12 protein-coding genes, 2 tRNA genes and 2 pseudogenes are annotated in these 12,649 nt (G+C 38.9%); 14 read left to right on the forward strand and 2 right to left on the reverse strand.

Annotation, left to right across the window (positions count from 1 at the left end; genetic code table 11):
- The coding region (locus tag ACFIM6_RS04725; protein ID WP_375611874.1) for an integrase arm-type DNA-binding domain-containing protein at window positions 1-509 on the reverse strand (509 nt) is incomplete at its 3' end.
- Window positions 510-1,140: 631 nt separating this feature from the next.
- On the opposite strand from ACFIM6_RS04725, the gene ACFIM6_RS04730 reads away from it, so the two are divergent.
- Both ACFIM6_RS04730 and ACFIM6_RS04735 read left to right on the forward strand, forming a co-directional pair.
- On the forward strand, window positions 1,141-1,755 hold the full coding sequence (locus tag ACFIM6_RS04730) for a hypothetical protein (RefSeq protein WP_375611875.1): 615 nt from the start codon (window positions 1,141-1,143) through the stop codon (window positions 1,753-1,755).
- Window positions 1,756-1,804: 49 nt separating this feature from the next.
- Window positions 1,805-2,238 (forward strand): annotated as a pseudogene (locus ACFIM6_RS04735) (XRE family transcriptional regulator).
- Between the two features lie 34 nt (window positions 2,239-2,272).
- On the opposite strand, the gene ACFIM6_RS04740 reads toward ACFIM6_RS04735, so the two are convergent.
- Window positions 2,273-2,348: transfer RNA gene (locus ACFIM6_RS04740), tRNA-Val, on the reverse strand.
- Between the two features lie 172 nt (window positions 2,349-2,520).
- Here ACFIM6_RS04740 and ACFIM6_RS04745 point away from each other — a divergent pair.
- The 12 genes and pseudogenes from ACFIM6_RS04745 to nuoK all read left to right on the forward strand — a co-directional run bounded on the left by ACFIM6_RS04745 (window position 2,521) and on the right by nuoK (window position 12,644).
- A tRNA-Asp gene (locus ACFIM6_RS04745) sits at window positions 2,521-2,597 on the forward strand.
- Between the two features lie 297 nt (window positions 2,598-2,894).
- Window positions 2,895-3,260 (forward strand): NADH-quinone oxidoreductase subunit A, encoded by a 366-nt coding sequence (locus tag ACFIM6_RS04750; protein ID WP_005773599.1) that lies wholly within the window; start codon window positions 2,895-2,897, stop codon window positions 3,258-3,260.
- On the forward strand, window positions 3,251-3,832 hold the full coding sequence (locus tag ACFIM6_RS04755; protein WP_375606831.1) for a NuoB/complex I 20 kDa subunit family protein: 582 nt from the start codon (window positions 3,251-3,253) through the stop codon (window positions 3,830-3,832). The genes ACFIM6_RS04750 and ACFIM6_RS04755 overlap by 10 nt, the downstream gene beginning before the upstream one ends.
- A gap of 14 nt (window positions 3,833-3,846) precedes the next feature.
- Window positions 3,847-4,458: an NADH-quinone oxidoreductase subunit C gene (locus tag ACFIM6_RS04760; protein WP_375611876.1), complete on the forward strand. Its 612-nt coding sequence runs from the start codon at window positions 3,847-3,849 to the stop codon at window positions 4,456-4,458.
- Between the two features lie 120 nt (window positions 4,459-4,578).
- Window positions 4,579-5,769 carry an NADH-quinone oxidoreductase subunit D gene (locus ACFIM6_RS04765; RefSeq protein ID WP_375611877.1) on the forward strand — a complete coding sequence of 397 codons (1,191 nt, stop codon included), beginning with the start codon at window positions 4,579-4,581 and terminating at the stop codon, window positions 5,767-5,769.
- A pseudogene (gene nuoE / locus ACFIM6_RS04770) lies at window positions 5,769-6,459 on the forward strand (NADH-quinone oxidoreductase subunit NuoE). The gene ACFIM6_RS04765 and the pseudogene nuoE overlap by 1 nt, the downstream one beginning before the upstream one ends.
- A 130-nt stretch (window positions 6,460-6,589) precedes the next feature.
- The gene (gene nuoF / locus ACFIM6_RS04775) at window positions 6,590-7,894 is read left to right on the forward strand and encodes an NADH-quinone oxidoreductase subunit NuoF (protein WP_375611878.1); all 1,305 of its coding nucleotides are present in this window, start codon (window positions 6,590-6,592) and stop codon (window positions 7,892-7,894) included.
- A 68-nt stretch (window positions 7,895-7,962) separates the two neighbouring features.
- A complete protein-coding gene (gene nuoG / locus ACFIM6_RS04780) occupies window positions 7,963-10,032 on the forward strand; it encodes an NADH-quinone oxidoreductase subunit NuoG (RefSeq protein WP_375611879.1) in 2,070 nt (689 codons plus the stop codon).
- A 22-nt stretch (window positions 10,033-10,054) separates the two neighbouring features.
- Window positions 10,055-11,101, forward strand: coding sequence for an NADH-quinone oxidoreductase subunit NuoH (gene nuoH, locus ACFIM6_RS04785; protein WP_375611950.1), 1,047 nt, complete (start codon window positions 10,055-10,057; stop codon window positions 11,099-11,101).
- A gap of 14 nt (window positions 11,102-11,115) precedes the next feature.
- The gene (gene nuoI, locus ACFIM6_RS04790) at window positions 11,116-11,607 is read left to right on the forward strand and encodes an NADH-quinone oxidoreductase subunit NuoI (RefSeq protein WP_273723184.1); all 492 of its coding nucleotides are present in this window, start codon (window positions 11,116-11,118) and stop codon (window positions 11,605-11,607) included.
- A gap of 94 nt (window positions 11,608-11,701) precedes the next feature.
- Window positions 11,702-12,322, forward strand: coding sequence for an NADH-quinone oxidoreductase subunit J (locus ACFIM6_RS04795; protein WP_375611880.1), 621 nt, complete (start codon window positions 11,702-11,704; stop codon window positions 12,320-12,322).
- Between the two features lie 13 nt (window positions 12,323-12,335).
- Window positions 12,336-12,644, forward strand: a complete 309-nt coding sequence (gene nuoK, locus ACFIM6_RS04800) for an NADH-quinone oxidoreductase subunit NuoK (protein WP_273791275.1) — start codon at window positions 12,336-12,338, stop codon at window positions 12,642-12,644.
- Window positions 12,645-12,649 lie beyond the last annotated feature (5 nt).

A 12,649-nucleotide genomic window follows, 5' to 3' on the forward strand; every position in this document is an offset into this window, starting at 1 on the left:
AGACGCATTAGTGCTGTTCGAGCAGTTCCAGCTTTTGTATGCCAAATAGGGGCAAGGGTATCGCGTATCTCTGTTTGCGTAATCTCTGAAACGGGCAGACAGCCTAATTTAGGGAGAATATGGAGGCGTAAATGTAAAAACCAATTACAAGACTCACCATCATTTTTTAATTCAGCTTTACGGCTTTCAAAAGCATCTAGAGCAATATCTTTTAAATAATGGAGATTGCGCATTGCCTCACGCTTTTGTTTGTTGCGTTCTTTAATAGGGTCACGCCCCTCACGTAAAACAGCCCGCCACCTAGTTGCCAATTCACGAGCTTGTTTTAAAGAAACATCTCGCAAGGCACCCAAGCCCATTTCACGGCGCCGACCATGAATGGTATAACGATAAAGCCATTGAGCACCACCATCTTTACGTTTGTGAAGAAGCAAGCCGGCACCATCATTATATTTACCAGCTCCCAATGTTGCTACAGCCCTTGCATTAAGACGATTCATAAGAACCATTTTTACTCCTTTCTTGTACAATTTTTACCCACACATCAACCCCGCTTGTGACGTGCAAGCAAGTGGTTTTGATTGATTCAAGATAAACAGATTTGAAATGAGAGAATCCTACGTTATTCGAGGGTCTAATTCAATATGAACAGAGCTAGATTATCATTATAAATCAATATCTTGTATCTGTCATACAAGAAGGTGTTCACGGTATAGCCAACGAAAACACGACTATCAATCTCTATGGACCAGCCTTTAATGTTTTAGTTGCATCCGGTCTGTTAGGGTATGTGAGTGACGGCAAACAAATTATTATTGGCTTTGATGGGAATAGATATGACTTTGTAAGCAGAATTATTGGCGGTAATGGCTATACTTATGAGACAATACCTGCTGGCAGTAACTGGTGGAAAGAATGGTGGAGAGTGATCATGAATCCCATAAGTGCCCATACTTGTCTTGGAGATGCGAGCCAAGTATGTCGGTATGTTTATGGCTCATCCAATCGAGTACAAAATAAGAAAAAAATCTTGGTATTAGTTTTCAGGAAGATATTGTCGATTGTGATGACAACGATGCTGTTAAGCAGCGTATAGGATTGATCAATGGTTATTTGAAGTCAGTAGTGAAGGAAGGTTGGGTGGATATTACTGAAGGGAAGAGCCTTTTTGATTATTGTATAATAGAAAAATCTAATAGTGATCACGATACTGTCAGTGGTTTTGTAGATTATTGTTTACAAATTAAAGCAAATAACCTCTTTTTTTATTTACATGAGAGAAGTAAAGGGTTTCGTTGGTTTTTTTGTTTTAAAGTTCTTACAGAAGTTCGCAGGCATAGAAGCAAAAATGGAATAGTTTTTTTATTGGATGAGCCAGCAAATAATTTACGTATTCATCCACAGAGAAAAATATTAAGCTCCTTACAAACGTTATCGAGCATAAAAGGCAATAAAGTAATTTATTCGACGCATTCCCCTTATCTTATTAACGACGATAATTTGGATAATTTGTTTACCGTACGTAATGAAGCAAATGATTTTGAAGCGCCTCGAATTGTTTGTGAAAGATTTCTGGAATTAACTACATTTACTGAAGAAACTGTGAGGGCTGTTGAGCCTATTGTTCAAAAAACATGGATTACACACCTTGGAACAGGAGCTGATTGGATTATAAAAAAATTTAATGGAGTTGCTGCTAATGCAAAGAAGGTAAATCACATTGCTGATTGCGTGAAACATATTATTGGTGGATAATTTTCTCAGTTTATGCCGTAAAGCTTATACCCTTACGCGTTTTATTTAAATACTTACACCCTTTGGTAAAATTTTACGGAAACTTCGCATTGATCACTCCGAACACTTCTTAGATATGGCTAAGAAATTAGATATATCTGTAGGATTTTTATCTTCTGTCGAGATTAGCAAAAAATCTGTTCCTGTAGGACTGGAGGAAAAGATCATAGAGCTTTATGGTTTAGATCAAGAGGTAGCAGAAATTTTGAAAAGAGAATCGGATTCTTATTGTAAAAGTTTCACTATAAAGCCTTCTGATACATTTAGATGTGAAGCTGTTGGTATGTTTGCTAGACTGATAAACATTATTTCACAAGAAGATTTAGAACTATTAAAAAATTGTTAGAGAAAGCTGGCAAAAAGAATGCGCTTTGTAAAGGAAAGAGTAAAAACCATATTCCCCTAACTTTATTTAGGCATCCCTTATCTTTTAAAAATATATGAAGAATCAAAAACTTAATAGGAATATAAAGCTATATGGTGGGCGATGAGAGACTCGAACTCCCGACATCCTCGGTGTAAACGAGGCGCTCTACCAGCTGAGCTAATCGCCCAATGCAATGATCAGCAATTGAATGGAGACTCTTTAAGGAAAAATTTTTCTAAACGCAAGAATAAAGATGGTATTTGATAATTTTTTTTAAAAATGCATAATCCTTCTTGACATAAACGCATGAACCCCTTACACGACCGCTTGTACCAAATTAAATTGGTTCGAAAAAATGCGCGGGTGTAGCTCAGTTGGTTAGAGTGCTGGCCTGTCACGCCGGAGGTCGCGGGTTCGAGCCCCGTCACTCGCGCCATTTTGTGATTCCTTATGAAATTTCCTTTTTAAAATATCCATATGCTATGAGTGATGTGGTGGAGTGTTTGATTGGGAATAAATATGTTTTTTCTTTCTTTTTATATGGTTTATAAGAATAGGGCTTGCGTCTTTCTTTGCTCTGCGTTACCTATGCCGATAAGAAAAGTATCGCTCTGTATGCCTTTGAAGCAGTATGAATAGAGTTAATAGAGCGATTGTTAAATTTGTCTGTTTGGTCTCGCAATATTGAATCATTGTGTTAAACTCAGGCATTTCGTTACGATGGAAGAGGGTTATGGCTTATTTATTGAGCTCTTATTTGCCAGTCTTGATTTTCATTATTGTGTCAGCGGTTATTGCTGGAGTTTTGTTGATTACACCTTACATTGTAGCATATCGTTCCCCTGATCCTGAAAAATTATCGGCTTATGAATGTGGGTTTAATTCATTTAGTGATGCACGCATGAAGTTTGATATTCGTTTCTATTTGGTGTCAATTTTATTTATTATTTTTGATCTTGAAGTTGCATTTCTTTTTCCTTGGGCTGTTTCATTCGAATCAATAGGTATGTTTGGCTTTTGGTCGATGATTGTGTTTTTAGCGATTTTGACTATTGGATTTATATATGAATGGAAAAAAGGAGCCCTTGAATGGAATTAAGATCTAATAATTCAACGATTGAGGCTCCAAAACCAAAAGGAATCATTGATCCAAATACTGGTGGGCTGATAGGATCTGACGATAAATTTTTTCGTGATATCAATGCTGAATTATCAGATAAGGGGTTTTTAGTTACCTCGGCAGATGCTTTGATTACTTGGGCACGTACCGGTTCTTTAATGTGGATGAGTTTTGGTTTGGCTTGTTGTGCTATCGAAATGATGCAATGCTCAATGCCTCATTATGATAATGAGCGTTTTGGATATGCACCACGAGCTTCACCCCGCCAGTCAGATGTGATGGTGGTGGCAGGTACTCTAACAAATAAGATGGCTCCTGCTTTAAGAAAAGTGTACGATCAGATGCCAGAGCCACGTTATGTCATTTCTATGGGATCATGTGCAAACGGTGGGGGATATTATCATTATTCCTATTCAGTAGTGCGGGGATGTGATCGTATCGTGCCTGTCGATATATATGTCCCAGGGTGTCCACCTACAGCAGAGGCATTATTATACGGCATATTGTTGCTACAGAAAAAAATCCGTCGTACCGGATCCATAGAGCGATAGAGAGTTTTCTTGTCATGGTGGATGAAACATTGGTTGAGCTTGCTGCTTATTTGGAAAACAAATTAAAAAATAAGCTTGAAGAGACTGTTCTTGCTTTTGGTGAATTGACCATTGTGGCACGTCTTGATGCAATTATCGATGTCTTAATGTTTGTTCGTGATGATCCTCGCTGTCAATTTATTAATCTTACAGACATTAGTGGTGTGGATTATCCTTTTCGCGATAAGCGCTTTGATGTTTCTTACCAATTGTTATCTCCTCGTGAGAATTTACGCTTACGTGTAAAAGTTCGTACGGATGAAAATACTCCTGTTGCTTCAGCTTGTACGGTTTATCCTGGCGCAGAGTGGTATGAACGTGAAACGTATGATATGTATGGGGTTTTATTTTCAGGACACCCAGATTTGAGACGGATTTTAACAGATTATGGGTTTGAAGGATATCCTTTACGCAAAGACTTTCCTGTGACAGGATTTGTTGAATGCCGTTATGATAATGAAGCAAAGAGGGTGATTTATGAGCCTGTTGTTTTGCGCCAAGAGATGCGTAATTTTGATTTTCTTTCTCCTTGGGAAGGAGGACAGTATACTTTGCCATGTGATGGGAAAGCAGATGAAAAAAAATAATATTGGTTTTGATAAGGCATTATATTAGAGTACTGTATTTCTTAAATAATTAAATATTTTTTAGCGTGATAGATTTTTTGATATTTGATATGAAGTTTTTTAAAAAGCAAGGGGTTGATTGTGGCTGAGGTCAATGTTCGAAACTTTAATATCAATTTTGGTCCGCAGCATCCTGCCGCGCATGGGGTTTTGCGCATGGTTCTGGAGCTGGACGGTGAAGTTGTTGAGCGTGTAGATCCACATATTGGGTTGTTGCATCGCGGTACTGAAAAATTAATGGAAACAAAGACTTATCTTCAAGCTGGTCCTTATCTAGATCGTTTGGATTATGTCGCTCCTATGAATCAGGAACATGCTTTTGTTCTTGCTATTGAAAAGTTATTAGATATAAAAGTTCCTAAAAGAGGGCAATTAATACGTGTTTTGTTTTCTGAAATTGGGCGTATTCTTAATCATTTGCTTAATGTAACGACACAGGCAATGGATGTTGGTGCTTTAACACCACCGCTTTGGGGATTTGAGCAACGTGAAAGATTGATGATTTTTTATGAGCGTGCCTGTGGTGCTCGTCTTCATGCAAATTATTTTCGTCCTGGTGGCGTGCATCAAGATTTACCAGAATCTTTAGTTGAGGATATTGGTGATTTTATTGATCCATTTCTTATTTCTCTCGGAAAACTTGATGCGCTTGTGACCCCAAATCGGATTTTTAAGCAGCGTAATGTGGATATTGGCGTTGTAAGTATTGATGAAGCTTGGGCACGCGGTTTTTCTGGGGTTATGATTCGTGGCGCTGGTGTTCCATGGGATTTGCGTAAAAGTCAGCCTTATGAATGTTACGATGAAATGGAATTCGATATTCCTATAGGTAAAAATAGCGATTGTTATGATCGCTATCTTATTCGTATGGAAGAAATGCGTCAATCAGCGAAAATTATGCGCCAATGTGTGGAGCGTTTACTGAGTACTGAAAAAAATGGACCGGTTTCGAGCTTGGATCGCAAAATTGTACCACCGACGCGGAGTGAAATGAAAAGCTCGATGGAAGCACTGATTCATCACTTTAAACTCTATACGGAAGGTTTTCATACACCTCCTGGAGAAGTATATGTTGCTGTGGAAGCTCCGAAGGGTGAGTTTGGTGTTTATCTTGTTTCTGATGGAACCAATAAGCCTTATCGTGTCAAGTTGCGTGCTCCTGGGTTTGCTCATCTCCAAGCTATGGATTTTTTAACCCGAGGCCATATGTTGGCGGATGCTACAGCTATTTTGGGTTCGATTGATATTGTTTTTGGGGAGGTTGATCGCTAATGTCCGTACGCCGTCTTGCAGATGATATCTATCAGCCCGCAGAGTTTTCTTTTACAAAAGAAAATCAAATATGGGTAAAAAATACTATAGAAAAGTATCCTGTCGGGCGTGAGCAATCAGCTGTCATTCCATTATTAATGCGTGCACAAGAGCAAGATGGTTGGGTGACACGTGCTGCAATTGAACATATCGCTCAAATTCTTTCTATGGCATATATCCGTGTCTTAGAAGTTGCTACTTTTTATACTCAGTTTCAGCTTAAGCCTGTTGGAACAAAAGCGCATATTCAAGTTTGTGGGACAACGCCTTGTATGTTACGTGGTTCTGATGAATTGATTAAAGTTTGTCAGAAAAAAATTCATCATGAACCTTTTACGACCAATCAGGATGGAACATTGTCATGGGAAGAGGTGGAGTGTCTTGGTGCTTGTGTTAATGCTCCCATGGTTATGATTTTTAAAGATACTTACGAAGATCTTACAGCTGAACGCCTTGAAGAGATTATCGATGCATTTGAGGCAGGAAAGGGTCCTGAGATAGCTGTTGGTCCGCAAAATAGTCGTAAATCGTCGGAGCCAATTAGTGGTTTAACATCTCTTCTTGATGATGAGAAAGAAAAAAAGATCTCTCGAGTCTTCAGCAAAAAAGGATAAGGAAAGAATGGGGAACATAATTAAGTATTTTTCTTGAGAAAATATTTTATTATTCTACCCATGATGGCAACATTTAACGAAAAGTAAGAAATCTTGAAAAGATATTTAAAAATTGCATTTGAGGAAAAGCTAAAAATGCTACGGGTAATAGAAAAAAAAGGTGGGGTATGCTAGCTGATAAAGATCGTATCTTCACCAATATTTATGGTTTAAAAGACAAATCATTAAAGGCTGCGATGTCGCGTGGACATTGGAATGGTCTGAAAGGGATTATTGACAAAGGTCGTGATTGGATTATTGATGAGGTGAAGGCGTCGGGTTTACGCGGTCGTGGTGGTGCTGGTTTTTCTACCGGAATGAAATGGTCCTTTATGCCAAAGCAGAGTGATGGGCGTCCTCATTATTTGGTTGTCAATGCTGATGAATCAGAGCCTGGAACATGTAAAGACCGTGATATTTTACGGCATGATCCCCATACTTTGATTGAAGGATGTGCAATCGCTACTTTTGCTATGGGAGCCAATGTTGCTTTTATTTATATTCGTGGTGAATATATTCGTGAGCGTGAAGCGCTACAAGCTGCCGTTGATGAATGTTATGATGCAGGTTTGCTTGGCAAAAAAACAAAATATGGGCATGCTTGCGATATTATCATTCATCATGGAGCCGGTGCTTATATTTGTGGTGAAGAAACGGCCCTTCTTGAAAGTCTTGAGGGAAAAAAGGGACAACCTCGGCTTAAACCACCATTTCCTGCCAATATGGGGATTTATGGCTGTCCAACAACAGTAAATAATGTAGAGTCTATTGCCGTTGTTCCAACGATTTTGCGGCGGGGTGCTTCGTGGTTTTCATCAATCGGACGAGCAAATAATGTTGGCACGAAATTATTTATGGTTTCAGGGCATGTTAACGCTCCTTGTACATTTGAAGACGCTCTTGGTGTTTCATTCCGTGAATTAATTGAAAAACATACGGGTGGTATTCGTGGTGGATGGAATAATCTTTTAGCAGTTATTCCAGGGGGGGCTTCTTGTCCAGTCGTCCGTGGTGAGGATATGATCGATGCGATTATGGATTTTGATGGGATGCGAGATGTCGGGTCTTCTTTTGGCACAGGGGGAATGATTGTTATGGATAAATCAACCGATATTATCAAAGCAATTTGGCGTATAGCTGTTTTTTTTAAGCACGAGAGTTGTGGTCAGTGTACACCGTGTCGTGAGGGGACGGGTTGGATGATGCGTCTTTTAGGGCGTATGGTTGAGGGAAGAGCGCAAAAACGCGAGATTGATCTTTTGTTTGAAGTGTCTAAACAGGTTGAAGGACACACTATTTGTGCGCTTGGTGATGCTGCCGCATGGCCTGTACAGGGGTTGATACGTAATTTTCGTCCGGAAATCGAGCGTAGAATTGATGAATACACGCGAAATGTAGTCCAAAGCAAAAATATTGCTTTAGAAGCGGTTTAATAAAGGATTTTGTTTTAAGAGCAACCGAATGCAAATTTTAAGTGGGTTATCCGCAGGTTGGATGGGTGATGATAAATATCAAAGTTGATGGCAAAGAGATTGAAGTTCCTGATTATTACACTTTGCTTCAGGCTGCTGAGGCGGCTGGGGTAGAAATTCCACGTTTTTGTTTTCATGAATCTTTGTCAATTGCTGGAAATTGTCGTATGTGTTTAGTTGAGGTTAAGGGTGGTCCATCAAAACCTCAGGCTTCTTGTGCTATGGGGGTTCGTGATTTACGATTGGGGCCTAACGGTGAGGCACCTGAGATTTTTACCAATACACCGATGGTAAAAAAAGCACGTGAAGGTGTTATGGAATTTCTTCTCATTAATCATCCTTTGGATTGTCCAGTGTGTGATCAAGGGGGAGAGTGTGATCTTCAAGATCAAGCAATGCTTTATGGACGAGATTGTTCTCGTTATACAGAAAATAAACGTGCTGTAGAAGATAAATATATTGGACCTCTCGTCAAAACTGTTATGACACGGTGTATTCATTGTACACGGTGTGTTCGTTTTACAACGGAAGTTGCAGGTATTTCTGAACTTGGTTTGATCGGTCGTGGTGAAGATGCTGAAATTACGACGTATCTTGAAAAAGCTATGACATCTGAATTACAGGGAAATGTTATTGATCTTTGTCCAGTGGGAGCTTTAACTTCAAAACCTTATGCGTTTCATGCCCGTCCGTGGGAATTGGTAAAAACGGAATCGATTGATGTGATGGATGCGCTTGGTAGTGCTATCCGTATTGATAGCCGCGGCCGTGAAGTTATGCGGATTATGCCGCGTACGAATGAAGATGTAAATGAGGAATGGATCTCTGATAAAACGCGTTTTATTTGGGATGGATTACGGACTCAGCGGCTTGATAAGCCATATGTACGCAAAGATGGAAAGCTTCAACCTGTCAGTTGGACAGAAGCTTTTGCAAAAATTAAAATGGTAATCTCTAAAATTTTTCCAGAAAAAATTGGAGCCATTGCGGGGGATCTTGCTTCTGTTGAAGAAATGTATGCCCTTAAAGCATTATTGAGTTCTTTGGGCTCAACGCTTTTTGATTGTCGTCAAAGAGGAGGGGCTTTATCGCCAGAGTTTGGGCGCTCGAGTTATATTTTTAATCCTACAATTGTAGGTATTGAACAGGCTGATGCACTGCTTATTGTGGGATCTAATCCACGTCATGAAGCAGCTGTTTTAAATGCGCGTATTTTAAAGCGCCAACGGATGGGCAATTTTCCTATTGCATTAATTGGAGAGAAAGTCGATTTACGTTATCCTTATTCTTACCTTGGATCTGGGAGTGATACATTAACGACACTTATTCGTGGAGAGGATGTTTTTTTTAATGTCTTAAAAGAAGCGAAGAGGCCCCTTATTCTTATCGGAGAGGGAGCGGTTTCAGGAAGTGAAGGTTTATCTGTTTTAAAAAGTCTTGCTAAATTAGCTGATAATATAGGTGCTCTTAGTGAGACATGGAATGGGTTTGGGGTTCTTCATAATGCAGCATCGATTGTTGGAGGGTTGGACATAGGCTTTACTTCTAAGCTTGGGGTTGCAAATATACTTAAAACCTGTGAAGTTCTATTTTTGCTTGGTGCTGATGAAGTAGAATTAGCCAATACAAAAGCTTTTACAGTTTATATTGGGAGCCATGGTGATAATGGTGCACATGCTGCTGACGTTATTTTGCCTGCATCTGCTTACACTGAAAAATCAGGGCTTTATGTGAATACAGAAGGACGTGTTCAAATGACAAATCGGGCTGGTTTTGCTCCAGGTGAAGCAAAAGAAGATTGGGCTATTTTGCGTGCTTTATCGGATATTTTAGGACAAAGGCTTCCTTTTGATTCTCTTTCTCAATTAAGACAATGTTTGTTTAATGATTATCCACATCTTTGTGCCGTTGATGATATAGTGCCTTCTGATATAAGTAATCTTAAGGTGCTTGGTTCAAAAATGGTTTCTCTAGAGAGTCAAACATTTACTTCTATGATTAAAGACTTTTATTTGACAAATCCGATAGCACGTGCTTCTGCCGTTATGGCTGAATGTTCATCTCTTGCAAAAAACCATGTTACGCAAACTGTAGAGTAAAGGCAAAGGAAAAGGAATAATGATGTATGATTTCTTTATGACTTGGCTGTTGCCATTACTTATTATCGTTGGAAAAACACTGCTTCTTTTAGTCGTTCTTTTGATCTTAGTTGCTTATCTTCTTTACGCAGATAGAAAAATTTGGGCAGCGGTACAATTGCGTCGTGGACCAAACGTTGTTGGACCATGGGGTTTGTTACAGTCTTTTGCAGATTTAATTAAATTTGTTGTGAAAGAACCTATTATCCCAGCAGGTGCAAATAAGGGGGTTTTTCTTTTGGCTCCTTTTGTTTCAGCGACACTTGCTTTATCAACTTGGGCTGTTATTCCTGTCAATGAGGGCTGGGAGGTTGCAAAGATTAATGTTGGCTTGCTTTATATTTTAGCCATTTCATCTCTTGAAGTTTATGGTGTTATTATGGGGGGATGGGCATCAAATTCAAAATATCCTTTCTTAGGAGCTCTTCGTTCGGCGGCACAAATGGTTTCTTATGAAGTTTCCATTGGTTTTGTGCTTGTGACTGTCATTTTAATAAGTGGTTCGTTAGATCTCACAACAATTGTTTTTAAACAAACGCACGGGCTTGGTACAACTCTTGGTCTTCCTTTTAACAGTTTTCTCGATTGGAATTGGTTGGTCCTTTTTCCAATGTTTATTATATTTTTTATTTCTGCGCTTGCAGAGACAAACCGTCCTCCATTCGATTTGGTGGAAGCAGAATCTGAACTTGTTGCTGGTCATATGGTAGAATATTCTTCAACGCCTTACATGCTCTTCTTTCTAGGTGAATATGTTGCGATTGTTTTAATGTGCGCATTAACAACCATTCTATTTTTAGGCGGTTGGCTGCCTCCCTTAGATGTTTGGTGGCTTAATTGGGTTCCTGGTATCATTTGGTTTGTTTTAAAAGTTTGTTTTGTATTTTTTTGGTTTGCTATGGTCAAAGCATTTGTTCCACGTTATCGCTATGATCAGCTCATGCGGCTTGGTTGGAAGGTTTTTCTTCCTCTCTCACTAACAATGGTTGTGATAACTGCTGCTTTTTTAAAGTTTACGGATTTCGTTTAAGAGGAGATTTTACGATGTCAGGTTTTATTCAGGCGGCAAAGTCACTTCTTCTATTGGAATTTGTGAGTGCTTTTTTCTTAGCTATGCGTCAATTTTTTTCACCAAAACCCACGATTAATTATCCTTATGAAAAAGGTTTTGTATCTCAGCGTTTTCGTGGTGAGCATGCATTGCGTCGCTATCCAAATGGTGAAGAACGGTGTATTGCTTGTAAATTATGTGAAGCGATTTGTCCTGCTCAAGCGATTACAATTGAAGCTGGTCCACGGCGCAATGATGGTACACGTAGAACTGTCCGTTATGATATAGACATGGTTAAATGTATCTACTGTGGTTTTTGTCAAGAAGCCTGTCCGGTTGAGGCTATTGTCGAAGGTCCAAATTTTGAGTTTGCGACGGAAACACGTGAAGAACTTTATTATGATAAAGAAAAACTTTTATTGAATGGAGATCGCTGGGAGCGAGAAATTGCTCGAAATATATTGATGGATGCGCCTTATCGTTAAGTGTATCGTTAAATGAGGTGTCGGATATTTTTCCGATAAATTGTAATCTGGTATGAAGTTTATACCAATTGTTTGAATAATTAAGGAGAAGCCTATGCTAACAGATCTAGCGGCGGCATTTTTCTATTTGTTTGCTTTTATTATGCTAACAAGTGCAGTTATTGTTATTACAGCACGCAATCCAGTGCATTCTGTTTTGTTTTTAATCCTCGCATTTTTTAATGCAGCAGCTTTGTTTTTACTTGCAGGAGCAGAGTTTTTAGGGCTTATTCTGCTTGTTGTGTATGTTGGAGCTGTCGCTGTTTTATTTTTATTTGTCGTTATGATGCTTGACGTTGATTTTGCTGAGTTAAAGAGTGGAACTCTTCGGTATGCTCCTATTGGAGCTCTTATTGGTGTTATTATCGCTGTAGAATTGATTGTTGTTTTTATGAGTAGCTATTTTTCTCCAGTCTTGAGAACGCATGTTACGCAACCAATGCCAGATTTAGCGCAGCGAACAAATACACAAGCATTAGGTGATATTCTCTATACGGATTATGTTTTCTATTTTCAAATTGCTGGAATGATTTTATTGGTTGCAATGATTGGAGCTATTGTTTTAACACTTCGTCATAAATTAGGAGTAAAGCGGCAATCTATTGCGGAGCAAGTTTCTAGAACGGTAGAAAGTGCCATTGAAATCAAACAAGTTGAATCAGGCAAAGGTATGTAAGGGGGCTATGCAGATGTATATTGATATTACACATTATCTCACTGTTTCTGCTTTGATGTTTACAATTGGTATTGCTGGAATTTTTCTCAACAGAAAAAATGTGATTATTATCTTGATGTCCATTGAGCTTATATTGCTTTCAGTTAATCTCAATTTTGTTGCATTTTCAGCATTTCTTCATGATCTCGTTGGTCAGGTATTCGCTTTATTTGTCTTAACCGTAGCAGCTGCTGAAGCTGCCATTGGTTTAGCAATTCTGGTCGTTTTTTTCCGTAATCGTGGTTCCATTGCGGTTGAAGATGTTAATGTAATGAAAGGCTAACCAGT

Source organism: Bartonella sp. AA9NXGY (assembly GCF_042196845.1).
Lineage (GTDB): Bacteria > Pseudomonadota > Alphaproteobacteria > Rhizobiales > Rhizobiaceae > Bartonella.